General features: G+C 72.8%; 19 protein-coding genes. 8 read left to right on the plus strand and 11 right to left on the minus strand.

Translation table 11 applies throughout. The features are described from left to right. Positions 1–38: 38 nt before the first annotated feature. Positions 39–2,270: a hypothetical protein gene (locus ACI2L3_RS26425; RefSeq protein WP_404754864.1), complete on the plus strand. Its 2,232-nt coding sequence runs from the start codon at positions 39–41 to the stop codon at positions 2,268–2,270. On the opposite strand, the gene ACI2L3_RS26430 is transcribed toward ACI2L3_RS26425, so the two are convergent. Next, entirely contained in the window at positions 2,252–5,167 is a 2,916-nt protein-coding gene (locus ACI2L3_RS26430; protein WP_404754865.1) for an AAA family ATPase, read from the minus strand. The genes ACI2L3_RS26425 and ACI2L3_RS26430 overlap by 19 nt on opposite strands. Positions 5,168–5,393: 226 nt before the next feature. On the opposite strand from ACI2L3_RS26430, the gene ACI2L3_RS26435 reads away from it, so the two are divergent. Next, a complete protein-coding gene (locus ACI2L3_RS26435; RefSeq protein ID WP_404754866.1) occupies positions 5,394–5,612 on the plus strand; it encodes an EF-hand domain-containing protein in 219 nt (72 codons plus the stop codon). Positions 5,613–5,666: 54 nt separating this feature from the next. Here the strand turns inward: ACI2L3_RS26435 and ACI2L3_RS26440 are convergent, their stop codons facing one another. Continuing rightward, the gene (locus ACI2L3_RS26440) at positions 5,667–6,467 is read right to left on the minus strand and encodes an ABC transporter ATP-binding protein (RefSeq protein WP_404754867.1); all 801 of its coding nucleotides are present in this window, start codon (positions 6,465–6,467) and stop codon (positions 5,667–5,669) included. Beyond that, the gene (leuA, locus tag ACI2L3_RS26445) at positions 6,464–8,194 is read right to left on the minus strand and encodes a 2-isopropylmalate synthase (protein ID WP_404754906.1); all 1,731 of its coding nucleotides are present in this window, start codon (positions 8,192–8,194) and stop codon (positions 6,464–6,466) included. The genes ACI2L3_RS26440 and leuA overlap by 4 nt, the downstream gene beginning before the upstream one ends. 242 nt (positions 8,195–8,436) lie before the next feature. Here leuA and ACI2L3_RS26450 point away from each other — a divergent pair, with 242 nt between their 5' ends. Together ACI2L3_RS26450 and ACI2L3_RS26455 are read left to right on the plus strand one after the other, a co-directional pair. After that, on the plus strand, positions 8,437–9,129 hold the full coding sequence (locus ACI2L3_RS26450; RefSeq protein ID WP_404754868.1) for a FadR/GntR family transcriptional regulator: 693 nt from the start codon (positions 8,437–8,439) through the stop codon (positions 9,127–9,129). Positions 9,130–9,203: 74 nt separating this feature from the next. Continuing rightward, a complete protein-coding gene (locus tag ACI2L3_RS26455) occupies positions 9,204–9,410 on the plus strand; it encodes a hypothetical protein (protein ID WP_404754869.1) in 207 nt (68 codons plus the stop codon). A 19-nt stretch (positions 9,411–9,429) separates the two neighbouring features. On the opposite strand, the gene bla is transcribed toward ACI2L3_RS26455, so the two are convergent. After that, positions 9,430–10,425: a class A beta-lactamase gene (bla, locus tag ACI2L3_RS26460; protein ID WP_404754870.1), complete on the minus strand. Its 996-nt coding sequence runs from the start codon at positions 10,423–10,425 to the stop codon at positions 9,430–9,432. Between the two features lie 88 nt (positions 10,426–10,513). On the opposite strand from bla, the gene ACI2L3_RS26465 reads away from it, so the two are divergent. Next, the gene (locus tag ACI2L3_RS26465; protein WP_404754871.1) at positions 10,514–11,173 is read left to right on the plus strand and encodes an NADPH-dependent F420 reductase; all 660 of its coding nucleotides are present in this window, start codon (positions 10,514–10,516) and stop codon (positions 11,171–11,173) included. Positions 11,174–11,212: 39 nt separating this feature from the next. Here ACI2L3_RS26465 and ACI2L3_RS26470 read toward each other — a convergent pair whose 3' ends face one another. From ACI2L3_RS26470 to ACI2L3_RS26500, 7 genes are all read right to left on the minus strand, one after another. After that, entirely contained in the window at positions 11,213–11,767 is a 555-nt protein-coding gene (locus tag ACI2L3_RS26470) for a glycoside hydrolase family 25 protein (protein ID WP_404754872.1), read from the minus strand. 92 nt (positions 11,768–11,859) lie between these two features. Beyond that, entirely contained in the window at positions 11,860–13,050 is a 1,191-nt protein-coding gene (locus ACI2L3_RS26475; RefSeq protein WP_404754873.1) for a YncE family protein, read from the minus strand. Then, positions 13,050–13,835, minus strand: a complete 786-nt coding sequence (locus tag ACI2L3_RS26480; protein ID WP_404754874.1) for a polysaccharide deacetylase family protein — start codon at positions 13,833–13,835, stop codon at positions 13,050–13,052. The genes ACI2L3_RS26475 and ACI2L3_RS26480 overlap by 1 nt, the downstream gene beginning before the upstream one ends. 376 nt (positions 13,836–14,211) lie before the next feature. Continuing rightward, the gene (locus ACI2L3_RS26485; protein ID WP_150186326.1) at positions 14,212–14,715 is read right to left on the minus strand and encodes an ATP-binding protein; all 504 of its coding nucleotides are present in this window, start codon (positions 14,713–14,715) and stop codon (positions 14,212–14,214) included. 273 nt (positions 14,716–14,988) lie between these two features. Continuing rightward, a complete protein-coding gene (locus tag ACI2L3_RS26490; protein ID WP_404754875.1) occupies positions 14,989–15,756 on the minus strand; it encodes an enoyl-CoA hydratase/isomerase family protein in 768 nt (255 codons plus the stop codon). A gap of 90 nt (positions 15,757–15,846) precedes the next feature. Beyond that, on the minus strand, positions 15,847–17,088 hold the full coding sequence (locus ACI2L3_RS26495; protein WP_404754876.1) for an Ig-like domain-containing protein: 1,242 nt from the start codon (positions 17,086–17,088) through the stop codon (positions 15,847–15,849). 220 nt (positions 17,089–17,308) lie between these two features. Next, positions 17,309–18,478 carry an Ig-like domain-containing protein gene (locus tag ACI2L3_RS26500; RefSeq protein WP_404754907.1) on the minus strand — a complete coding sequence of 390 codons (1,170 nt, stop codon included), beginning with the start codon at positions 18,476–18,478 and terminating at the stop codon, positions 17,309–17,311. A gap of 196 nt (positions 18,479–18,674) precedes the next feature. Between ACI2L3_RS26500 and glgX the strand changes: the two genes are divergently transcribed. The 3 genes from glgX to ACI2L3_RS26515 all read left to right on the plus strand — a co-directional run bounded on the left by glgX (position 18,675) and on the right by ACI2L3_RS26515 (position 23,483). Then, positions 18,675–20,981 carry a glycogen debranching protein GlgX gene (glgX, locus tag ACI2L3_RS26505; RefSeq protein WP_404754877.1) on the plus strand — a complete coding sequence of 769 codons (2,307 nt, stop codon included), beginning with the start codon at positions 18,675–18,677 and terminating at the stop codon, positions 20,979–20,981. 70 nt (positions 20,982–21,051) lie between these two features. Next, positions 21,052–22,005 carry a LysR substrate-binding domain-containing protein gene (locus ACI2L3_RS26510; protein ID WP_404754878.1) on the plus strand — a complete coding sequence of 318 codons (954 nt, stop codon included), beginning with the start codon at positions 21,052–21,054 and terminating at the stop codon, positions 22,003–22,005. 110 nt (positions 22,006–22,115) lie between these two features. Then, on the plus strand, positions 22,116–23,483 hold the full coding sequence (locus ACI2L3_RS26515; RefSeq protein WP_404754879.1) for a carbohydrate-binding protein: 1,368 nt from the start codon (positions 22,116–22,118) through the stop codon (positions 23,481–23,483). The last annotated feature ends 26 nt before the right edge of the window (positions 23,484–23,509 follow it).

Genomic DNA, 23,509 nt, shown 5'->3' on the forward strand with positions numbered 1-23,509 from the left:
CCCGAGCCATCCCGAGCCATCCCGGACTAGGAACACACATGGGCCCGCAGGGCGCGATCAGGAAACCCCACGCCCGCCCCCGCCACGCGCTCCTGGCCGACATCCGCAGGCTCGACGCCGAACCGTACGGCGGCGCGCGCAACTCCCGCGCCGAGGCGCTCGCCGACGAGGCGGCGGCCACCGGCGACGGGCCGCTGCTCGTGGCGGCGCTGATCCTCCTCGTCCACTCGTACAGCTTCAGTGCCGAGCGCGCGAAGACGTTCGCCCCGTTCGCGCGGCTGCTGCGGAGGTACGACGAGAGCCCGGCGGACTTCGGCGAGGACGGCGTCCGCCAGGTGCACTGGATGTTCAAGTGGGTGGTGGCCGACGCGCGGCAGCAGCCCGACGTGCCGCTGGCCGAGGCCGAGGAGTGGCTGGACCGGATGCGGCGCCACTACCGCGCCGCCGGCTACTCGGAACGGGCCGTGCACGGCGCCGAGTTCCGGCTCGCCCGGCACCTGGGCGACACCGCGCGCGCCACCCGCGCCTACGCCGCATGGACCGCGGCCGCACGCGACGCCATGGCGGACTGCCTGGCCTGCGAGTACGCCACGGAGGGCCTGCGGCAGCTGGACCTCGGCGACGACCGTGCGGCCCTTGAGGGCTGGGAACCCGTCCTGGGCGGCACGCACAGCTGCCACCGCGAACCGCACGAGACCCTCGCCCGGTCGCTGCTCCCGCTGGTGCGCGTCGGCCGCGCGGACCAGGCGCGCGCCCACCATCTGCGCGGCTACCGGATGGTGCGCTCCGACGAGGCGTTCGGCCCCGTCGTCGGCCTGCACCTGGAGTTCTGCGCCCTCACCGGCAACGAACCGCACGGTCTGCGGATCCTCGCCGAGCAGAGCCGGCGCTGGACGGAGACGGGCGACCCGTCGGCGCGTCTGGAGTGGCTGGTGAGCACCGCCCTGCTGATGCGCCGCCTGGTGGAGCCGGGCGGCGGCGACCGGCCGGTGCCCGGGCCGCTCGGCGGCACGTGGACGGCGGCGACCCTCCTCGACCATGCGCGGGACGCGGCCCTGGACCTCGCGGACCGCTTCGACCGGCGCAACGGCACCACGGCGGTCTCCGAGCGCGCCCGGGCCCGCATGGAGTCCCGCCCCCTGCTCGACGCCGCCCTGCCGCTGGGGCTGCGGACGGAGAGCTCCGCAGCCGCCGTCGGTCACCGGCTCGCCGGTCCGCCGGACTCCGACCGCCTCGCCCCGCGCGAGCGGGCCCGCCTGTGCCTGACCCTCGCGCACTCCATGCAGCCCCTCGCCGACGGGACCGGCGCCCGGACGGAACGGCTCCTGACCGACGCCGCGCACTTCGCCGACGTGGCCGGAGAGAGCGCTCTCGGCGCGCTGGCGCGGCTGCGGCTCGGCGGGCTCCACTGCGAGGCGGGCCGCCACGAGGAGGCGGTGTCCGTCCTGGAAGCGGTACTGCCCGACCTCGACGGACTGGACGCGGACGACCGTACGCAGGCACACGTCTGGCTCGCCCGCAGCTATCTCCGCACCGACGAACACCGCCCCGCCGCAGAGCAGTTCACGCTCGCCGCCGACCGCGCGCGGGACGGGTCCGGCGACGGGCATCACGAGGCGTCCCTCGTCCAGCAGGCCGCGCGGGCGCTGGGCCTGGCCGGGCTGTACGCGGAGGCCTCGCGCGCCTACGGACGGGCCGAGGAGCTGTGGCGCGCCCTCGGTGAGCACGGCGCCCTGGTGCGCGCGATGCGGGCCCGCGCCTGGGAGACCCTGGCCGCGCAGGGCCCCGCCGCGGCCGAAGCCGTCATGGCCGAGGCCCTCGACACCAACCGGCGCCGCGCCGAGCAGACGGACCAGGACCCGGAGCGCACCGAGCTGCTCGTCGAACTCGGCCGTACGCACGCCCAGTTGAGCCGCCTGGCACTGGAGCACGCCGACGGCCCGCCGCTCGCGGAGCAGGGACCGCCCGAGCGGTACGCCGCCAACGTACGCGCCTTCGAAGCGGCCCTCGGACACGCGGAAGCGGCGATCGACGCGTTGCGCGCCTGCGGCGGCCCCGGCCTCGCCGACCTGCATCCGACCGAACTGCTCGCCGCACGACTGGAGTTCGTCCTCGGCCGACGTGCCGCGGCGGCGGACCGCGCGCGGTGCGTGGGCGCGGCCGTACGTGAGCGCCCCGACCCCGACGGCACGCTGGCGGCGCTCGCCGAGGAGTGCGACCTGCTGGCCGGGACGTGCGACAGCCCGGCGCCCTACCCGCGCGAGAGCTGAGCGCGGCCGCCGGAGCCGCGCGCCACCAGCGAGGCGAGGGCGGCGCGCGAGGCCACGCCCGTCTTGCGGTAGATGCGGCCGACGTGGCTCTCCACCGTGCGCGTGCTGAGGCAGAGCCTGGCGGCGACCGCCTGATTGCTGAGGCCCTCGGCGACCAGCGCGGAGATCTCCCGCTCGCGGGGCGTCAGGTCGGCGAACGGCTCCGGCGACACCCGTGACCTCGACGGCTGGGGCGGCCTCCACGGCTGCGGAGGTGGCGCCGGCACGTCGGGGGGCCGCGCGACAACGGGGCACCGGCCGCCCTGATCCGCTCCGTCCAGAAGCAGCCGCGCCCCGCCCTCCTCCGCGAGGCGCCGGCCCCGGCGGGTCATCGCGGCCGCCCGGGCGCCGTCCCCCGCCGCCGCCACGAACGGCGCGCCGAGCAGCAGGCTCCGCGCCTCCGGCAGCGCCGCCCCGGCTCGCGCGCTCTCCCGCGCGGCCTCGGTGAAGGCCCGTGCCGCCGCGGCCTGTTCGCCGCGCCGGGCCGCGACCAGCCCTGCGCTCCGCAGCGCGGCGCCACGCTGGACGGGCAGGCCGAGGCGGTCCGCCTCCTGGAGCGCGCGGTCCGCCCAGCGCTCCGCGTCCGCGACATCGCCCGTGTACAGCGCGGAGGTGACGAGCAGCTCGAGGAAGTCGGGCCGCAGCGAGGGCTGTACGCGGGGCAGGTCGCGGCCGCCGCCCGAGTCCAGCAGGACGTCCCGTACGCGGTACGGGTCGCCCGCGCCGAGTGCGGCGTACGCGAGCAGGCACCGGGACATCGTCGCCGCCCAGCCGTCCACCGCGCCCACCGCGGCGGCCGCCTCCTCGGCCGCGGCAAGGACCTCCGGGTCGCCCGCCGGGCGCGTCTGCATGAGGATCACGGCGCGGACGGCGCGGCCGAAGCCGAGGAGTTCGGCGCCGCCGAGGTCCCGCGCGACCGCCACGGACTCGTCGGCCCAGGCGAGGGCCTCGGTCACGCGGCCCGTCGCGCAGCGGACGTACGCGCCGCAGAGCAGCAGCTGCGACAGCGCGAAGGGGAGTCCGGTGCGCCGGGCGATGTCGACGCCGCGTTCCGCGTGGCGCAGCGCGGCGGCGCAGTCGCCGAGGAACGCCTCGCTCCAGGCGAGCCGCACCAGCGACTCGCACCGCCCGGCGAGACCGGCGTCGGTGGCCACGTCGGTGAGCGCGGCGGCCTCGGCGGCATGCCCGCGGGCCGCCGCGGTGTTCCCCTCGTACACCTCGCCCAGCGCGGCCACGGTCAGGGCCTCCGCGACGCCGAGCCCGTCACCGCGCTCCCGGGCGCCGGCCAGGGTCTTCGCGAGCTCGTCGCGCACCTCGGGGTAGCGGGCGGCGAAGAGGGCCCAGTTTCCCCATTCGACGACGAGGCCGGTGTGCTGGGCCGGCGGAGGTCCGGGACGCCGGTCGAGTTCGCGGCGCAGGAGCGCCCCGGCCGCCGCGTACCGCCCCAGGTGGCGCTCCATGAAGGCGCACTGCACGACGGCGGACGTGCGCAGCGCGTCGCCGCCCGCCGCGTCGGGGCCGCACATCCCGATCAGCCGGTGGAGCAGGTCCCTGCTCTCCCGCACGGCACCGGTCATGCCGAGCGCGGTCGCGCGCCGAAGCATCAATTCCTGCCGAGCATCGCGGTGTTCGGTGTCGTCGGGCAGGACGCGCAGGACGGCTCCGAGGAGCCGGGCGCAGACCGCGGGGGCGGTGGCCGCCACCTGCGCGGCGGCCTCCGTCAGGACCGCGGCCGCTTCGGGGTCCCAGCAGGTGAGGGACTGTTCGACGTGGTGGGCGCGGTCGGCGAGGGGCGCGCCGATCCGGGCGAGCTCGGCGGCTGCCGCGCGGTGCAGCTCGTGGCGCCGCCAAGGATCGGCGGCCGCACGGACCCGGGCGGGCAGGAGCGGGTGCCGGAACACGAGGCGGCACCCCGCGGGGTCGGGTCTGAGCAGGTCGCGTCGCGTCAACCGGCTCAGCGCCGCGACGAGTTCGGTGCGCCCGGCGCCCCCGGCGACGACACCGATCAGCTCCGTGGTCGCGTACTCGCCGAGCACCGCGACGGCATCGGTGACGGCACGTTCCAGCGGGGTCAGCGCGGCCAGTTCGTCGAGCGGCAGCGGAACGGGGCGGCCGCGGAGGAGGGCGTGGAAGTACAGGGGGTTGCCTTGGCTCGCCTCGTACATCTCCTCGGCCCGCTCGCGGGACGGACCGCCGTCGGCGCCGAGCCCGCCCGTCAACTCCCCCACGCTCAACGGCCCGAGCGCGAACCGCTCCACCGCCCCGGTGTCGAGTCCGCGGGTGAGGGCGGCGCCGAGCGCGGCCGGGGACTGCCGCTCCCGTCGGGCGACGGCGAGCAGGAAGGGGGCGCGGACGGGGTGCCGTACGAGATGGTCGAGGAGTTCGACGGACGCCTCGTCCGCCCAGTGCAGATCGTCGAGGACGACGACGAGCCCCGGCCCGGCCAGTCCGCCGAGCGCCCCGGCCGTGTCCCGGCAAAGCCCGAAGAGATCCCCGCCGTCCGTGTCGAGCGGCCCGTCGCCCCGCACAGCCGGGGGTAGCGCCGCCAGCGAGGGGAACGCGCGCCGTGCCCGCGGGTCGAGCTCGGCGAAGGCATCGGTGAACGGCCGCAGTGGACGCGTCCGCGCCCGCTCCGACGCCCGCCCCCGCAGCACGGTCACGCCCCGGGCGCGGGCCGACGCCGCGAACTCGGTCAGCAGCCTGCTCTTGCCGATCCCCGGCTCCCCCACCACGTCGACGACCACACCGTGCGCGCCGCCCACACCGTGCGCGCCGCCCACACCATCCGTGCTGCCCATGCTCTCCAGGAGCGCTTCGAGGCGGCCGAGGTCAGCGGCCCTGCCCACGAACTTCTCCACCACGTCCCCCTCACGGAGGCACACGGCCCCCTCGGTGACGTTCTACCTCACCCGTCCCACGCGGGGCGCGGGCGTGGATCTCAGTTCGTGAACAAGAAGCGAGCGAAGGTCTCATTTCGGGAACGAAGGCACCTCACCTGCGAGGACGGCTTCCGCCTGTCATCCGGTCCGGGGGCGGCCGTTACCCTGACCCCCGTCAGTAGTGCACCAAGAAGGGGTGGATCCGGTGGCGGACATCGAAGAAGCGCGCAAGACGTTCGAGCAGTTCGACGCGGACGGCGACGGCTTCATAACGGCGGCCGAGTGGAAGAGCGCCATGGCCAAGATGGGCGACTTCTACGTGACCGAGACGGTGGCCGAGGCCGTGATCGGCGCGAAGGACACCAACGCGGACAAGCGTCTCTCGTTCGACGAGTTCTGGGCGAGCCTGAAGAAGCAGGCGTAACCCGAGCAGCTGAGGGGCCCGACGCATCAGGTGCGCCGGGCCCCTCTCGCGTCCTCAGCGGCGCGCCCGCACGCTCCACCGCCCGTCCGTCCGCTCCAGCCGCACGGGATGGTCGAAACACTTGCTGACCTGGTCGCTCGTCAGTACGTCGCCGACGGCGCCGGAGGCGAGCGCGCGCCCGTCGCGCAGCAGCAGCGCGTGCGTGGTCCCGGCCGGCAGCTCCTCCAGGTGGTGCGTGACCAGGACGGTGGCGAGCTCCGGATGGGCCTCGCGCAGGGTGTCCAGGCTGTCGAGGAGACGCTCGCGCCCGGCGAGGTCGAGACCGGTGGCCGGCTCGTCGAGCAGGACGAGGCGGGGCCTCGGCATCAGGGAGCGCGCGATCAGTGTGCGGCCGCGCTCGCCCTGGGACAGCGTGGGCCACCGAGCGCCCGCGCGGTGCACGAGTCCGAGCAGGTCGATCAACCGGTCGGCCCGCTCCTCCTGCTCCGGCGTCGGGCGCCATCGCGGCACGGGCTCGACGCTGTTGGTGAGCCCGGTGAGGACGACGTCGCGGACCGGCAGCGGTGAGCGCAGCGGATGGCGCGGGTTCACATGTCCGACGTACGCCCGAAGGTCGCGCAGGTCGACGCTGCCCAGGCGGCGGCCGAGCACCTCGACCGTGCCGTGCGTGGGGTGGGTGACGGCGCCGCAGAGGCTGAGCAGGGTCGACTTGCCCGCGCCGTTCGGGCCGAGCAGCGCCCAGTGCTCGCCGGGGCGGACGGTGAGGCCGACCTCGTCGAGGATGGGCCGCCCTTCGCGGACCACGGTGACGTCGTCCGCGCGCAGGACGGGCGGGGTGGAGTCCTGCAGGGTCACCGCGCGGCCCCCGCCCGGTTCACGGCGGCGAGCACGGCCTGCACGGAGGCGGTCAGGACCGACGTGTCCAGGCCCGCGCCCCAGCACTCGACACCCGCATCCCCGCCCCCGTGCTCGGCGCCCCCGACCCGGCACCGCACATACGCGACGGCCTCGCTGCCACCGCCCTCCGTGACGGCGTGCTCGGCATAGTCGAGAATGCCCACCGTGATTCCCGCGGCGGCCAGCGCGTCGACGAAGGCGGACAGCGGACCGTTGCCCGCGCCCTCGAAGTCCCCGGCCCTGTCCCCCACTTGGAGCGTGCAGACGAATCGGTGCGCGCCGTCCGGCGCCCGGTCGGTGGTCCACGAGCTCAGCGCCACCTCACCGTCCCGCCCCGGCGCGACATACGTCGCCAGGAACAGCTCGTACAGCTCCTTCGCCGTCGCCTCCTGGCCACTGTCGTCGGTGGTCCCCTGCACGACGCGCGAGAAGTCGGGCCGCAGGTCCTGCGGCAGGTCGAGGCCGTACCTGTCCCGCAGGACATACGCCATGCCGCCCTTCCCCGACTGGGAGTTGACGCGGATGACGGCCTCGTAGGAGCGGCCGATGTCGGCGGGGTCGATGGGCAGATACGGTACGTCCCACGGCGCCTCGCGCTCCGGCACGCCCAACTCGGCCGCTCGGCGCGCGTGTTCGGCGAACCCCTTGCTGATGGCGTCCTGGTGGGTGCCGGAGAACGCGGTGTGCACGAGGTCGCCGGCGTAGGGGTGGCGGGGGTGCACGGGCAGCCGGTTGCAGTGCTCGACGACCTCGCGGACTGCGTCGATGTCGGAGAAGTCGACCATGGGGTCGACGCCTTGGGCGTAGAGGTTCAGGGCGAGGGTGACCAGGTCGACGTTGCCGGTCCGCTCCCCGTTGCCGAAGAGGCAGCCCTCGACGCGCTGCGCCCCGGCGAGGACGGCGAGCTCGGCGCAGGCCACGCCGGTGCCGCGGTCGTTGTGCGGGTGGACGGAGAGGATGACGGAGTCGCGGCGCGCCAGGTGGCGGTGCATGTACTCGATCTGGTCGGCGTACACGTTCGGCGTCGCGATCTCCACCGTCGCCGGCAGGTTGTGCGTGACGGGCCGGTCGGGGCTCGCGTCCCACAGCTCGGTCAGCCCGTCGCACACTTCGAGCACGTAGTCCGGCTCGGTGAGGTTGAAGGTCTCGGGCGCGAACTGGAAGCGGATGTCGGCGTGCGGCCGCGCGTCGGCGAGCCGCGCCATGTGCGCGGCCGCCTCCTTCACGACGCCGTACACCTCGTCGCGCGACCGCCCGAGGACGACATCACGCCAGACGGGCGAGGTGGGGATGTACAGATGCACGACGGCGCGCGGCAGCCCCTCGACCGACGCGAAGGTGCGGTCGATCAGCTCGGGTCTGGCGGGCGTGAACACGACGACGGTCACGTCGTCCGGCAGCCCGCCGCGGGCGGCACGCCCGGCCAGGTACCGCACGAACTCGAAGTCCGTCCGGCTGGCCGACGGATAGCCGACCTCGATCTCCTTGAACCCCATCGACACCAGCAGATCGAAGAAGCGCCGCTTGCGGTCGGTGTCCATGGGCTCGGCGAGCGCCTGGTTCCCGTCCCGCAGGTCGACGGGCACCCACAGGGGCGCCCGCTCGATCCGGGCACCGGGCCAGCTCCGCTCCGGGGCCGGCACGTCGACGCGCTGCTGGTAGGGCCGGTAGCGGTGGTGCGGCATGGGACCCGGCCGCTGCGGATTCCAGTCGTACGTGGGAGTGGTGACGGTCTCGGTCACGGGGCTCTGCTCCTGGGCTCGGTCGGGAAGACCGGCAGCACGGCACCCCGCGGCGGGGTGCCGGTCGCTTCAGGCCCCGCCGCGGCAGCCGAGAAGAAGGAGCCCGCGGAAGATCACGGCGCTACACTAGCCACACGTCAGCTCCTCAGACAAGTACCAAGTGTCAAGCACCCCAAGGACCCCCGATGCCGCTCGGCTCCGTACGCCCCAGCCCCCTCGTAGAGCAGGCCGCCGCCCGGCTGCGCGAGCAGATCACCACCGGCGCCTGGCCCATCGGCACCAGACTCCCCGGCGAGACGACCCTCGCCAAGGAACTCGGCGTGGGCCGCTCCACCCTCCGCGAGGCCCTGCGCGCCCTCGCCGGCGCGGGCCTCGTGCGGCCGCGCCAGGGCGCCGGGGTCTTCGTCATCGCGACGGAACCGGTCGCGGACTGGCCCACGCGGCTGCGGCGGGCGGCGGTCACCGACGTGTACGAGGTGCGGATGCTGGTGGAGGTGCAGGCGGCGCGGCTCGCGGCGACGCGCCGCACCGACGAGGACATCGCGGCGATGGAGGCCGCGCTCGACGGCCGCAGGACGGCGGCCGCCGCGGCCGACCCGGAGTTCATCGACGCCGACATCGCCCTGCACGCGGCGGTGGTGGCGGCGGCGCACAACCCCGTCCTGACCGACCTCTTCGCCGAGTTCACGCCCGCCCTGCGCCAGGGCCTGATCGACCTGCTCGAACTCACCGACGTACGCGCCGAGGAGAAGAACCACGGAGACGCCGCGCACACGGCGCTCGTCCGGGCGGTCGAATCGGGGGACCCGGACAGGGCGGCCCAGGTCACCGAGGAGGAACTCCAGTCGACGCTCGATCTCCTGCGCGCCACCGACTAGCACCGGCCGTCCGCCGCAGCCCCTGCCTCCGCGTCACTTCCGTGACCCGTAACCGCGGTGATCGTTGGCAGGCCATGACCAACACCAAACGTGTACTTGCCGCGGTCGCCCTCACCGGTGCCGCCCTGTCCTTCTCCGGCGCGGCCCAGGCGCAGGAGTCCAACCCGGCCTCCCCCGTACCGGTGGGCGACGTGACCAACGACGGGGCCGACGTCGTCGCCGGCCTCGTCCCCGTCGTCGAGAAGCAGACGCAGGACGTACTGCGCGCGCTCGGCAAGTAGCGCTCGGCACGCCGCCCGCTCACGTCAGTCCGGCGGCGGCCCGTTCCGCGGCCTCGGCGATGAAGGTGTTCAGCGGGGGCGCGGCGCGGCCGGGACGGTCGGTCAGGACGGCGATCACGAGCGGGGCGCCGCCCGGGGGCCAGGCCACGGCGATGTCGTTGGCCCGGCCCCAGTCGCCGGTGCCGGTCTTGTCCGCGACCCGCCACCCCTTGGGCAGCCCGGCCCGGATCCGCCGCTCGCCCACCTCCGTGGCGTTGCGCAGGAGCCAGCCCTCGAGCAGGGCCCGCTTGTCCGCGGGCAGCGCGTCGCCGAGGACGAGCCTGCGGTAGTCGGCGGCGACCGCGCGCGGCGTGGTGGTGTCGCGCGGGTCCCCGGGGCGTACGTCGTTCAGCTCGGGTTCGTAGTCGTCCATGCGGCTGACCCGGTCGCCGAGTCCGCGCAGGTAGGCGGTCAGCCGGGCCGGGCCGCCGATCTCGCGCATCAGCAGGTTCCCCGCCGTGCCGTCGCTGTACCGGATCGCGGCGTCGCACAGCTCCCTGAGCGTCAGGCCCGTCGCGATGTGGTCCTCGGTGACCGGCGAGATGGAGTCGACGTCGGCGGCGGTGTAGGTGACCCGCTCGTCCAGCCGGCTCAGCGGGCGGTGGTGCAGGACCGCCGCCGCGGCGAGCGTCTTGAACGTCGAGCAGAACGCGAAGCGTTCGTCCGCGCGGTACGTCACCGTCGCGCCGGTGCCGGTCGCCAGGGCGTACACGCCGAGGCGGCCGCCGTGCTCGCGTTCGAGCGCCGCGAATTGCGCGGCGAGGCGCGAGGCGTTCGGGGAGGGGACGTCGGACCGGGCGGAGGAGGGTTCCGGCGGAGGGGACGAGGAGCGGCCGGAGCCCGGCCCGCCGTCCGCACCGCCACCGCACCCGGCCAGCGGCAGGAGCCCCGCGGCGAGCAGCAGGGCACGGCGCCGGGGCCCCGAGCACTCCGCCCCCAAGGGCCCACGCCCACTCCCGCTCTCGCTCTTCGGCATCCGCCGGATTCTCCTCTCTCCCCCGGAATACGGCGACCGTTCCGGAGGTTACCTCCGTTACGACAGCGGATCACCGGAAGGCACAGTCATGAAGATCGGCATCATCGGCGCCGGCAACATCGGCGGCAACCTCACCCGCCGCCTCACCGCCCTCGGCCACGACGTCTCCGTCGCGAACTCGCGCGGCCCGCACACCCTGACCGCCCTCGCCGAGGAGACCGGGGCCAAGCCGGTCGCCGTCGAGGAGGCCGCGCTCGGCGCGCAGGTCGTCGTCGTGACGGTCCCGCTCAAGGCCGTCCCCGATCTGCCCGCCGGTTTCCTGGACGGCGCGGCCGAGAACGTGGCCGTCATCGACACCGGCAACTACTACCCGCAGCAGCGCGACGGGAAGATCGCCGAGATCGAGGACGGCCTGACCGAGAGCCGCTGGACGGAGCGGCAGATCGGCCACCCCGTCATCAAGGCCTTCAACGGCACGTACGCCCAGGACATCCTCGACAAGCCGCTGCCGAAGGGCGCCCCCGGCCGGGTGGCGCTGCCGGTGTCCGGTGACGACGAGGCCGCCAAGAAGGTCGTACGCGACCTCATCGACGAGCTCGGTTTCGACACCGTCGACAACGGCGGCCAGGACGAGTCGTGGCGCCAGCAGCCGGGAACTCCGGTGTACGGCAACACCGGTGGCGTGGAAGAGATCCGCAAGGCCCTGGACGCGGCGTCGCCGGAGCGCACGGCGGACTGGCGCGCCTAGGGCTTGGTTCGGTTCGGGTTCGGGTCGGGCCCGCCCCTGCTACTGGGGCGTGGCCCACTCGCGCAGCTCGTCCGCGCTGTCGAAGGCGGCCACGTTCTTGTCTATCGGTGACGACGTGTACTGGTGGAACTTCCACTTCGCCTGGATGCGGGGCTTGCCCGCCCTGACGTAGTCGGCGATCCACAGGCCGTCGCCCGCGTAGGACGTGGTGTCCCGGTTCAACCAGAAGTCGCGGTTCGCGTACAACAGGACCCGGTGGTCGGGGCGCAGCCGCTTGACCTCACGGATGAACCGGTCCTTCTCCGCGTTCGAGGCGGCCGTGTGGTCCCCCGTCCACTCCCAGTCCGCCGCCAGCAAGTCCCCTTCCTCCTCAGGGGCCTTGCTCACGAAATACTCGGCCTGGGCCTTGATGTTCCCCGGCCACAGGAAGTGGTAGTAGCCCACCACGCAGCCCGCGTCACGGGCGCGCTTCGTCTGGGCGGAGAGCTTCGGGTTGACGTACGAACGGCCCTCTGTCGCCTTTATGATGACGAAGGAGAGGCCGTCCGTGTCGAAGGTCGTCTGGTGCGAGCTGACATCGATGCCACGGATCACGGGCGCCTCCAGGTGGTGGGGGGAAGGCAGGTTTCCGAACTGCCCGTTTGGTGCCCGTTGTCGGCTACGGCCAACCGTCAACCATCAATCGTTCAACGGAAGATCCCCGTGTGCCCGAGCGAGTAGCGGCCGGGCTGCGGGTAGACCGCGAGTCCGTGCGGGCCGTCGCCGACCGGGATGCGGGCCACCTGGACTCCGGTGCGGGTGTCGATGGCGTACACCTCGGAGTCGTAACGCCCGGACAGCCAGAGCGTGTTGCCGTCCGCGGAGACGCCGCCCATGTCGGGGCTGCCGCCGTCCGGGAGCTTCCACTTCTTGGTGAGTTTGTTCTTCGGGAAGTCGAAGACGGAGATGGTGCCCTCGCCGCGGTTGGAGATGTACATCTCCTTGGAGTCGCGGCTGACGTACAGGCCGTGGCAGCCCTTGCCGGTGCGCAGCAGCTTCGGGGTCGTGAACTTCTTGCCGTCCAGGACCCACATGCCGTGCGCCATCATGTCGGCGATGTAGAAGGTCTTGCCGTCGGGGGACATCTTGACGTCCTGCGGCATGGCGCCCTTGAAGGGGATCTTCTGCTGGCCGACGATCTTCATCTTCTCCGTGTCGACCTTGAGGAGTTCGCCGGAGAACTCGCAGGACACGATGAAGTAGCGGCCGTCCATGGAGAAGTCGGCGTGGTTGACGCCCGCGCAGGTGACGGGGACGGTCTTGACGCGCTTCATGGTCTCCGGGTCGCGGAAGACGAGTTCGCGGTCCATGGAGGCCATGACGACGGCGTGTTTGCCGTTCGGCGTGAAGTAGAGGTTGTACGGGTCGGAGACCTCGACCGTGCGGCCCGTCTTGCCGGTCACCGGGTCGATGGCGGTGAGGGTGTCGCCGAGGTCGTTGTTGACCCAGAGCGTCTTCATGTCCCAGGACGGGACGACGTGCTGGGGCTGGTTGCCGACCTCGATGGTCTCGATGACCTCGTACTTCTTGGGGTCGATGACCGACACCGTGTTGGACTCGGTGTTGGGCACGTAGACGCGGTCGAGGAACTTCTTGGCGACGGGCTGGAGGGCGTTCGGCCGGTCGGCGGCGTACGCGTCCTTCGGGTCGAGGACCGGCGGCATGCCGGGCAGGCCGGGGGCGGCCTTCGGCTTCGCGGGCTTGCGGACGCCCTCGGTGCCGATGGCTTCGTCGGACCGGTTGTCGCCGCCGCAGCCCGCGAGGGCGGCGCACACGGCGCCGGCGGCCAGCAGGGCCGCGGTGCGCCTGGTGAGGTTCAGGTTGGCGTTCAGGGACATCAGGTCAGCAGCTCCGTGGTCGTGACCGCGCGCAGGCCGCGGCGTTCCAGTTCTTTCAGGACGGCGGGCAGCGCGGCGACCGTGTCCGCGTACCCGAAGTGCAGGCTCACGACGGATCCCTCGCGGATGTCCCGGGTGATCGCGCGGGTGACGGCCGGGGCGCCCGGCGAGGTGAAGTCGAGGGAGTCGACGTCGTACGAGAGGACGTGCGGGTAGCCCGCGCGGTGGGCGAGGCGTTCGACGAGGGGGGTCGCCGTGCGGGTGCGCGAGGGGCGGAACCAGGTGCCGATGGAGCCGGTGAGGCGGCGCAGGCGCTCGGCGCAGCCGGTGATCTCGGCGTAGGCGTCGGCCTCGGGCATGGCGTTGATGTCGAGGTGGTGGTGGGTGTGGTTGCCCAGGTCGTGGCCGCCGTCGAGGATGCGGCGCGCGAGGTCGGGGTGGTCGTCGAGCCAGCTGCCGACGGCGAGCACGGTGACCTTGGCGCCGGCCTTCTCCGCCTGGCCGAGGAGTGTTCTGGCGGTGGCGGGGTCGCCCTGGCCGTGGAAGGTGAGGGCGACCTGGGGGCGGGTGCGGGGGCCGTGGGTGATCTGGGCGGGCCGGCCGGGGAAGCGGCGGGGTGCGGGGGCGGCCGCGGCGGGGCGGGCCGGGCGGTGGGTGTCGGCTGGGGGCGGGGGGTGGTGCGCGGGGGCGGCGGGGCCGGTCGCGGCGCACCCGGCGGTGAGCGCGCCCGCGGCGACCAGGCGGGTGCCCGCGCGCAGGACTCCGCGGCGGTCGGTCTCGATCACACGACCATTTAATGGGGAAGGTGTGGAAAAGATGCTGATTGGGCGCCTTGGGGGCGTTACGGGTCGGGGGCCCGGGGCCGGGCAGCGTCCCGCCGATCCTTGCGTATCGCCTGCCACAGCGTCCGCTTAACCAGCGTTTACCAGGCAGGTGTCCCATCTCACCAAGGATTCACCTCTAAACTGTCACGTTTTGCCCAGCTAAGGGATGGTATGGGCTTTTGGCTGGATGACGCCCGTCTGCCATAGTCGGAGACACGACCCCCATTGACCCGGGCTCAGGTCGTTCATCAGCGGCCGTGGATCACACCCCATACATCCACGGCCCTTCACGAAGGCCCCCATCGCGCCGACCACGGCCGCCGGGGGCTTTCGCGTGTCAGCGGTCAGCGGCCCGCATCTCGAACCATGTCGTCTTGCCGCGCGGCAGCAGGTCCACGCCCCACCGGTCGGAGAGCTTGTCGACGAGGAACAGGCCGCGGCCGCTCAGGTCCATCTCGTGGACGGGGAGGAGGCAGGGCAGGCCGCGCGAGGGGTCGCGGACCTCGACGCGGATCCAGCCGCGCCGCCGCTGCATGCGGAGGCCGAAGACGCGGGCGCCGGTGTGCCGCACGGCGTTCCCGACGAGTTCCGAGACGAGCAGGACGACGTCCTCGGTGAGTTTCGGGGAGAGTCCCCAGTGGCGCAGGACGACGACCTGGGCGAGGCGGCGCGCGATGGCGGCGGACTCCGGGCGCGACGGCAGCGGAACCTCCGCGTCCGTGGGATTGCCGAACAACTCGAGCGCCTTGAGCGCGTGTTCGTCCTCTACCGCCGGCGACCAGCGCGCCGCGGTCGCACTGCCGTGCCGCCGCGGCCGTTCGTCACCCTCCAGCCCCGCCATGCCCCCCATCATGGCCGCCCAGAGCGCTTTCCGGGGCCGTTCCGGAGGAATAAGCCCCCCGGAACCATCCATTCCGGGGGGCTTGTTTGACATATGCCAGAGGCAGTTAAGTGCCCGAAAACCCACCCTGACCTGCGATGACTTCCCGCTTACGCATGATCACTTAACGCTTCGGGGGTGCGGAGTCAAGCCCGTGTTTAGGCGGCCGTAATCCGCTCCTTCGGGGGACGCCGGCGCTGCCCTACGTCCAACTGACGCCGGACGGGGCCGAGTTCAGACGAACTTGGCCTTGCCCGGGCCCTCCTCGACGAAGCTCCGCATGCCCCGCTCGCGGTCCTCGGTGGCGAACAGCGCCGCGAACCAGGTGCGTTCGATGGCGAGGCCGGTGTCGATGTCGGTCTGCAGGCCCGCGTCGACGGACTCCTTGGCGGCGCGCAGCGCGATGGCCGGGCCCCGCGCGAGGCGCGCGGCCCACGCGTGCGCCTGCTCGTACACCTCGGCGGCGGGGACGACGCGGTCCACCAGGCCGATGGTGAGCGCCTCGTCGGCCTTCACGTGGCGGCCGGTGAAGATGAGGTCCTTGGCCTTGGACGGGCCGACCAGACGGGACAGGCGCTGGGTGCCGCCCGCGCCGGGGATGAGGCCGAGCAGGATCTCCGGCTGGCCCAGCTTCGCGTTGTCGGCGGCGATGCGGAAGTCGGCGCAGAGCGCGAGCTCGCAGCCGCCGCCCAGCGCGTAGCCGGTGACGGCGGCGACGACGGGCTTGGGGATGCGGGCCACGGCGGTGAAGGAGTCCTGGAGGGCTCCGGAGCGTACGACCATGGCCGCGTGGTCCATGGCCTGCATCTCCTTGATGTCCGCGCCCGCCGCGAACACCTTCTCGCCCCCGTAGATCACCACGGCGCGTACGTCGTCGCGCCGCGTGGCCTCCTCGGCGAGCTCCTTGAGGCGGTCCTGGGTAGCGATGTCCAGGGCGTTCATCGGGGGGCGGTCGAGCCGGATCGTGCCGACGCCTTCGGCGACTTCGAGGTGTGCAGTCATGGAAGGCACGTTAGCGGGGGTTAACGGCGCGAGGCCCGGTGCACTTGGTCACAGTGCGCCGGGCCCCGGAGTTGCAGCAGGAGGAAGTGCTTACGCCTTCCACTCCTCCCACGACATGTTCCAGCCGTTGAGGCCGTTGTCCGGCTGGATCTTCTTGTCCGCGGAGTTCTTCACCACGACGACGTCGCCGATGAGCGAGTTGTTGAAGAACCATCCGGCGGGCGTCTTCTTGCTGTAGCCGCCGCGCACGTCGCTCAGGCCTATGCAGCCGTGGCTGGCGTTGGTGTTGCCGAAGGCGCCGCCCGACCAGTAGTTGCCGTGGAGGAACGTGCCGGAGGTCGACAGGCGCATGGCGTGCGGGACGTCCTTGATGTCGTACTCGCCGCCGAAGCCGACGGTCTCGCCGTTCATCCGGGTCACCTGGAGCTTCTCGCTGATGACCATCTCGCCGTTGTACGTGGTGGTGCCGGGGGCGCCCGCCGTGATCGGGATCTTCTTGATCTGCTTGCCGTCGCGGACGACCTTCATCTGGTGCGTCTTGGCGTCGACGGTGGAGACCTGGCTGCGGCCGATGGTGAAGTTCAGGGTCTTGGCCTGCTTGCCGTAGACACCCGGGCGGCCCTCGACGCCGTCGAGGTTGAGCTTGACGGTGACCTTCGTGCCGGCCTTCCAGTATTTCTCCGGGCGGAAGTCGAGGCGGTCGTTGCCGAACCAGTGGCCCTCGACCGGCACGGACGGCTCGGTCTTGATCTCGATGGCCTTCTCGACGGCCTTCGGGTCGGTGATGCCGCGCGTGAAGTTGACCGAGAACGGCATTCCCACGCCGACCTTCGAGCCGTCCTCCGGCGTGAACTGACCGATGAACGTGTTCTTCGGGGTCAGCGTCGTGAAGACGGTGTCCCTGGCGGACGCGCGGCCCTCGGAGTCCTTGGCCACGGCGTGGACCTTGTACTTGGTGGCGGCGGCGAGGTGGTGCGCGGGCGTCCAGCTCGTACCGCCCCCGGTTATCCTGCCCGGCACCGGGTTGCCCTTGCCGTCCTCGACCTTGACCTCGGACAGCTTGCCGTTGTCGGCGCCTATCTTCAGGGCGCCGCTGGTGGCCACGGACTTGGCCCCGTCCTTGGGGGCTATCGACACGACGGCCTTCGAGGGGGCGTTCTTGTCCGCCTCGCCCTTGCCGTCACCGTCGCCGCCCGAGTCCGAGCCGCCCCCGCATGCCGCGACGAACAGCAGCGCCGCCCCCGACACCACCGCCGTCAGTCCCCTGGCGCCCCGCCGTCGCGCGCGCTGCCGCGCGCCAACCGACGTCCCCGATATCGGTCGCCCGTTCAAGATGTTGTCTCCCCTCGCACGGCCTGGATCCAGGCCCGCACCCCAGTGCACCTGCGCGTTTCAGACACGCGCCAGCGATAGATAACCACACGGTTCCGGGCGATGACTCCCCGCCAATGTCACCGTTCCGTTCCAACTGCCCGTGGGGTGCGGCCGGTCCATGATCACCTGGTGGTCGTCCGCCGGTCACCCGGCGGTCACCTGGTGACCGGCCGGGGGATCAGCTGTTCTTCACCCAGTCCTTCCACTCCATGTTCCAGCCGCCGAGGCCGTTGTCGGGAGCGACTTTCTTGTCATCGCTGTTGACGACCTCGACGACGTCCCCGACGAGGGTCCGGTCGAAGAACCAGCCGGCGGGCGTCTCGGCGCTGCCGCCCTTCACGTCGCGCAGGCCCACGCAGCCGTGGCTGACATTCGTGTTGCCGGGGGCGTCCGGCGCCCAGTAGTTGCCGTGCAGGAAGGTGCCGGACGTGGTCAGGCGGATGGCGTGCGGGACGTCGGGGATGTCGTACTCGCCGCCGAAGCCGACGGTGCGGCTGTTCATGCGGGTCACCTCCAGCATCTCCGTCACCACCATCTTTCCGTTGTACGTGGTGGTCTTGGGGGCGCCCGCGGTGATCGGCACGGTGGAGATGAGCTCGCCGTCGCGGCGTACTTCCATGGTGTGTTCGGCGGCGTCGACGAGGGACTCCTGGTGGCGGCCGACGGTGAAGCCGAAGGTCTTGTCCTGGAGGCCGTAGACGCCGGGGGCGGCCTCGACGTCGCGCAGGTGCAGGCCGACGGTGACCTTGGTGCCGGGCTTCCAGTACTTCTCGGGGCGGAAGTCGACGCGAGTCTTGCCGAACCAGTGCGGGCGGATGTCGACGGCCGGGCGGGCGGTGACGCGGATGGCGCGCTGCACGGCCTCGCGGTTCTCGATCTCCCGGTTGAACTCCAGGGAGACGATCATGCCGGTGCCGACGGTGGCGCGGTTCTCCGGTGTCACGTACCCGGTGAAGCGCTCGTCGGGGACGTACGTCCGGAAGGTGGTGTGCCGGGCCGAGCGGCGGCCGTGGCCGTCGAGGGCGACGGCGTCGACCTTGTACGTGGCGGCGAGCGCCAGCGGGCCGTCGTCGAGGGGGTGCCAGGTCATGCCGTCCTCTTCGATGCGGCCCGGCACGTCGAACTTCTGCGCGTCCTGCGTCCGGACCACCTTGACCGACTCCAGGCGGCCGCTCGGCACCTTGACCTCGATGCGTTCGTCCGCCTTGACCCCCTTGCTGTTGTCGCCGGGGGACACCCGGATCACGTCCGCGGGCGAGCGCGGCTTCCCCACGAGTCCGTCGACCTCCGCGGAGGTGCAGCCCGTCGCCCCGGCCAGCAGGCCCGCCCATGTCAGTACCGCGGCCAGCACGGCCCCTGCGCGCCGTGCGCGCCTCGCATCACGTCTCACGTGGGTCCCAACGACCGTCCCCCTGCCTGGGAAACGTGAGTGCGACGCGCACGGTGGGCAGAACCATGGGGAGGACGACGTAGGGGGAGCCGCGGCCGGGACGCCGCACACCCTTCTTCGCGCGTCGGCCGACGGAGCCGCAGGAGGCTGACAGGTGTCGAGCGCAGCCGAGCAAGAGGCAGTGCAGGAGGGGCGGGCGACGGAGCGCGGCACGACCGGGCGGCCCGCCCCCTCGGTGAACGGGAGCAGGCGGGCGGTGGAGCGTGCCGCGCCGGCCCGGCCGGTGTGGCCGGGGGCGCCGACGCCGCTCGGGGCCCGGTTCCGGGTCGGTCCCGACGGGGTGGCGGGCACCAACTTCGCGCTCTGGGCGGGCGGGGCGGAGGCAGTGGAGCTGTGCCTGTTCGACCCCGAGGGCGGCAGGGTCGTCGAGACGCGCTGTCCGCTGACCGAGCTGACGCACGAGATCTGGCACGGTTTCGTGCCGGGCGTGCGACCCGGTCAGCGGTACGGGTACCGGGTGCACGGCCGCTGGGATCCCTGGACGGGCGCTCGCTGGAACCCGGCGAAGCTGCTCCTCGATCCGTACGCGCGCGCGGTGGACGGCGGCCCGGGCAACGACTACGGCCGGCTGCCCGCCGAGGTGTACGGGCACGTGCGGGACTGGCCCCAGCAGCATGTGGCGGACACGGTCCGCGACGACAGGGACTCCGCGCCGTACGTCCCCAAGGGCGTGGTGGTGCACGACGACGCGCCGGACGACGAGTGGGCGGACGACCGGCGTCCGAAGACGCCGTGGGCGGACTCGGTCATCTACGAGCTGCACGTGCGCGGCTTCACGAAGCTGCATCCGGGGGTGCCGGAGGAGCTGCGGGGCACGTACGCGGGGCTTGCGCATCCGGCCGCGCTCGACCATCTCGTACGGCTCGGGGTGACGGCGGTCGAGCTGCTGCCGGTGCACCAGTTCGCGCACGAGGACCACCTGCTGCGGCGGGGGCTGCGCAACTACTGGGGCTACAACTCGATCGGCTACTTCGCCCCGCACGCGGCGTACGCGGCGTCGGGTACGACGGGTCAGCAGGTCGGCGAGTTCAAGCAGATGGTGCGGGCGCTGCACGAGGCCGGGATCGAGGTGATCCTGGACGTGGTCTACAACCACACGGCGGAGGCGGGCGAGCTCGGACCGATGCTGTCCCTCAAGGGCATCGACAACCGCGGCTACTACCGGCTGCAGCCGAACGACGCGCGGCGGTACGCGGACTACACGGGCTGCGGGAACACGCTGCAGGTCGTCCAGCCGCACGTGCTGCGCCTCATCACGGACTCGCTGCGGTACTGGGTGACGGAGATGGGCGTGGACGGCTTCCGCTTCGATCTGGCGGCGGCGCTCGCCCGCTCCTTCCACGACGTGGACATGCTGTCGCCGTTCCTCGCGGTGATCGCGCAGGATCCGGTGCTGCGGCGCGTCAAGCTGATCGCCGAGCCGTGGGATGTGGGCTCGGGCGGCTATCAGGTCGGCGCCTTCCCTCCGCTGTGGACGGAGTGGAACGACCGCTACCGGGGTGCGGTGCGGGACTTCTGGCGGGGCGCGCTGCCGGACGTACGGGATCTGGGGTACCGGCTCTCGGGGTCGAGCGACCTGTACGCGTGGGGCGGGCGCAGGCCGTACGCGTCGGTGAACTTCGTGACGGCGCACGACGGTTTCACGCTGCGCGACCTGGTGACGTACGAGAGGAAGCACAACGAGGCCAACGGGGAGGGGAACCGGGACGGCTCCGACGACAACCGGGCGTGGAACTGCGGCGCCGAGGGCGAGACGGACGACGCGGACATCACGGCACTGCGCCGGCGCCAGCTGCGCAACCTCATGACGACGCTGCTCCTTTCGACCGGGGTGCCGATGCTGGTCGCGGGCGACGAGATGGGGCGTACGCAGCGCGGCTCCAACAACGCGTACTGCCAGGACAACGAGGTCAGCTGGGTCGACTGGGGGCTCAGGGAGGAGCCCGGGTGGCGGGAGCTGTTCGCGCTGACGGCGCGGCTGATCGAGCTGCGGCTGCGGCATCCGGTGCTGCGGCGCCGGTCGTTCTTCTCCGGGCGTGCCCGTTCGGCGGACGGGCTGCGGGATCTGGCGTGGTTCACGGCGGGCGGCACGGAGATGACGGAGGCGGACTGGTACGCGCCGACGGCGACGCTCGGCATGTATCTGTCGGGGCGCGACATACCGGGCCGCGACGCGCTGGGCGCGCCGGTCGTCGACGACAGCTTCCTCGCGGTCCTGCACGCGGCGGACGGGCCGACGTCCTTCGTGCTGCCGGGGCCGCCGTGGGCGGAGGCGTACGAGGTGGTGGTGGACACGTCGCTGGAGGGTCAGGCCGCCGCACCCGGGACCGTGCACCGGGCGGGTGACGCGGTGACGGTGGCGGAGCGTTCCGTGGTGCTCCTGAGGGTGGCCGACAGCTGATGTGCGCATGGTCAGTTCTGGTCCGTACCAGAGTATTGCCCCGGCCCGGGGGTGACTCCAAGCTCGCCTTATGGACCTGGAGTTGCGGCACCTGAAGACGATCCGGGCGATCGCCGACGCGGGCAGCCTGACCAAGGCCGCCACCGCGCTCGGGCTCGCCCAGCCAGCGCTGAGCGCGCAGTTGAAGAGGATCGAGCGTTCGCTGGGCGGTGCGCTCTTCGAGAGGGGGCGGCACGGGGTGCGGGCCACCGCGCTCGGCGAGTTCGTGCTGGCGCGGGCCCGGGTGGTGCTGCCCGCGGTGACCGGGCTGCGGGAGGAGGCGCAGCGGTTCGCGCGGGCCTGGGAGGACGGTGCGGGGTTCCGGCTCGGCGGCATCCACGGGCCGCTGCTCGGCGCGCTGGTGGACCGGCTCGCCACCGCGTATCCGGGGGTGCCGGTGACGACCCACACGTCGTGGTCGGAGCGGGAGATCGCGTCCCGCACGGCGGACGGCCGCCTCGACTTCGCGCTGGTCGGCACGTGCGGGGCGAGTGCCCCGCCGCAGAGCGAGCTCCTGGTGTGGCGCGAGGTGGCCCGCGACCCCGTCTTCGTCATGCTGCCCACCGGCCATCCGCTGGCCGGCCGCCAGGAGATCGACCTGGCGCAGCTCGCGGAGGAGGCGTGGACGGACGTGCCGGGCGACGGCTGTTTCGCGGACTGCTTCTCGGCGGCGTGCGCGCGGGCCGGGTTCACGCCGTCGCGCGTGTACGAGACGGATGTCGCGTCCTGCGTGCACCTGGTGCAGGTGGGGCGGGCGGTGGGCCTGTGCCGGGCGACCTTCCCGCCGACCCCGGGCCTGGTGACGAGACCCCTCTCCGGCGCCCCCCTCTACTGGCGCCACCTCCTCGGCTGGCACCCGACGGCCCCGGCCCACGACACGGCGGCCGCGGTCTTCGCCCTGGCCCGCGCGGCCCACGCGGAGGCCGCGGCCCGCAGCACCAGCTACACGGCGTGGCTCGCGGCACCTTCGCCGCCTCAGTCGTGAGGGTCATAACGTCGGGCAGGGGGGTCGAGTGACAGCTATTGGCGGGCTGTTGAGGCTTCTACGGTGTGGGCGATCCCCGCTCATCCCTCGCACCCCGAGGAGTCCCCCGCATGCTCCCCACCCATCACAGACGTCTCTCCGCCGCCTGTGCCGCGGTCGTCGCGGCCGGTGCGCTCGTCGTCGCCGGACTGCCCGGCACCGCGTCGGCCTCTCCGTCCTCTCCGTCCCCCTCGCTCTCCCCCGCCGAGAGCGCCGCCGTCGGCAAGACCTCTCCCGGAGTCTTGAAGGCCATGCAGCGCGACCTCGGCCTCACGTCGGCGCAGGCCGAGGCCCGTCTGGTCAACGAGGCCGAGGCCGGCGCCGACGCGGGGATCCTGCGGAACGCGCTCGGCCGTGACTTCGCGGGCGCCTGGGTGCACGGTGCCACGTCCGCGAAGCTCACCGTCGCCACCACCGACGCCGCCGACGTCCCCGTGATCGAGGCCCGGGGCGCGCGGGCGCGGGTGGTCGACCACTCGCTGGCCCAACTCGACGCCGCTAAGCGCAAGTTGGACCGGGCCGCCGAGAAGAACGCGGCGCGTGACGTGCCCGTCTGGTACGTCGACGTGCGGACCAACGCCGTCGTGGTGGGCGTCGCGAAGGCCGGCGCCGCCGAGTCCCTCGTCTCCGCCGCCGACGTGGACTCCTCCCTCGTACGCATAGCGAAGACCGCGGAGCGGCCGCGGCCGCTGTACGACCTCGTGGGCGGCGACGCGTACTACATGGGCGGCCGCTGCTCCATCGGCTTCCCGATCACCAAGGGCACCCAGCAGGGCTTCGCCACGGCGGGCCACTGCGGGCGCGCGGGCACGGCGACCACCGGCTACAACCAGGTGGCCCAGGGCACGTTCCAGGCATCCATCTTCCCCGGCAGGGACATGGCCTGGGTCGCCACGAACGCCCAGTGGACCGCCACCCCGTACGTGAAGGGCCAAGGTGGCCAGCGGGTCGGCGTCGGGGGCTCCACGCAGTCCCCGGTGGGTGCGTCGATCTGCCGGTCCGGCTCCACTACGGGGTGGCACTGCGGCACGATCTCGCAGCACAACACCAGCGTCACCTACCCCGAGGGCACCATCAGCGGGGTGACCAGGACGACGGTCTGCGCCGAGCCCGGCGACTCGGGCGGCTCCTACATCTCGGGCAGCCAGGCGCAGGGCGTCACGTCGGGCGGCTCGGGCAACTGCCGCAGCGGCGGCACGACGTACCACCAGCCGATCAATCCGCTGCTCCAGCAGTTCGGTCTGACGCTGAAGACCACGGGTGGCGGCGACCCGGGCCCGGGCGACCCCGAGCCGGGCGGTACGTGGGCGGCGGGCAAGGTGTACGCGGCGGGTGACACGGTCACCTACGGCGGGTCGACGTACCGCTGCCTCCAGGCGCACCAGGCCCAGCCGGGCTGGGAGCCGCCGAACACGCCGGCGCTCTGGCAGCAGGCGTAGGACGGCGATCGCACGGTCCGACGTGC

This window comes from Streptomyces sp. NPDC029674, from assembly GCF_044903205.1.
Classification (GTDB): domain Bacteria; phylum Actinomycetota; class Actinomycetes; order Streptomycetales; family Streptomycetaceae; genus Streptomyces.

Coding starts and splice junctions, on each gene's coding strand:
- ACI2L3_RS26425 (WP_404754864.1), top strand. CDS start 39: ATGGGCCCGCAGGGCGCGATCAGGAAACCCCACGCCCGCCCCCGCCAC.
- leuA (WP_404754906.1), bottom strand. CDS start 8,194: ATGCCGCACCACCGCTACCGGCCCTACCAGCAGCGCGTCGACGTGCCG.
- ACI2L3_RS26450 (WP_404754868.1), top strand. CDS start 8,437: ATGCCGCTCGGCTCCGTACGCCCCAGCCCCCTCGTAGAGCAGGCCGCC.
- ACI2L3_RS26455 (WP_404754869.1), top strand. CDS start 9,204: ATGACCAACACCAAACGTGTACTTGCCGCGGTCGCCCTCACCGGTGCC.
- bla (WP_404754870.1), bottom strand. CDS start 10,425: ATGCCGAAGAGCGAGAGCGGGAGTGGGCGTGGGCCCTTGGGGGCGGAG.
- ACI2L3_RS26465 (WP_404754871.1), top strand. CDS start 10,514: ATGAAGATCGGCATCATCGGCGCCGGCAACATCGGCGGCAACCTCACC.
- ACI2L3_RS26475 (WP_404754873.1), bottom strand. CDS start 13,050: ATGTCCCTGAACGCCAACCTGAACCTCACCAGGCGCACCGCGGCCCTG.
- ACI2L3_RS26485 (WP_150186326.1), bottom strand. CDS start 14,715: ATGGCGGGGCTGGAGGGTGACGAACGGCCGCGGCGGCACGGCAGTGCG.
- ACI2L3_RS26490 (WP_404754875.1), bottom strand. CDS start 15,756: ATGACTGCACACCTCGAAGTCGCCGAAGGCGTCGGCACGATCCGGCTC.
- ACI2L3_RS26510 (WP_404754878.1), top strand. CDS start 21,052: ATGGACCTGGAGTTGCGGCACCTGAAGACGATCCGGGCGATCGCCGAC.
- ACI2L3_RS26515 (WP_404754879.1), top strand. CDS start 22,116: ATGCTCCCCACCCATCACAGACGTCTCTCCGCCGCCTGTGCCGCGGTC.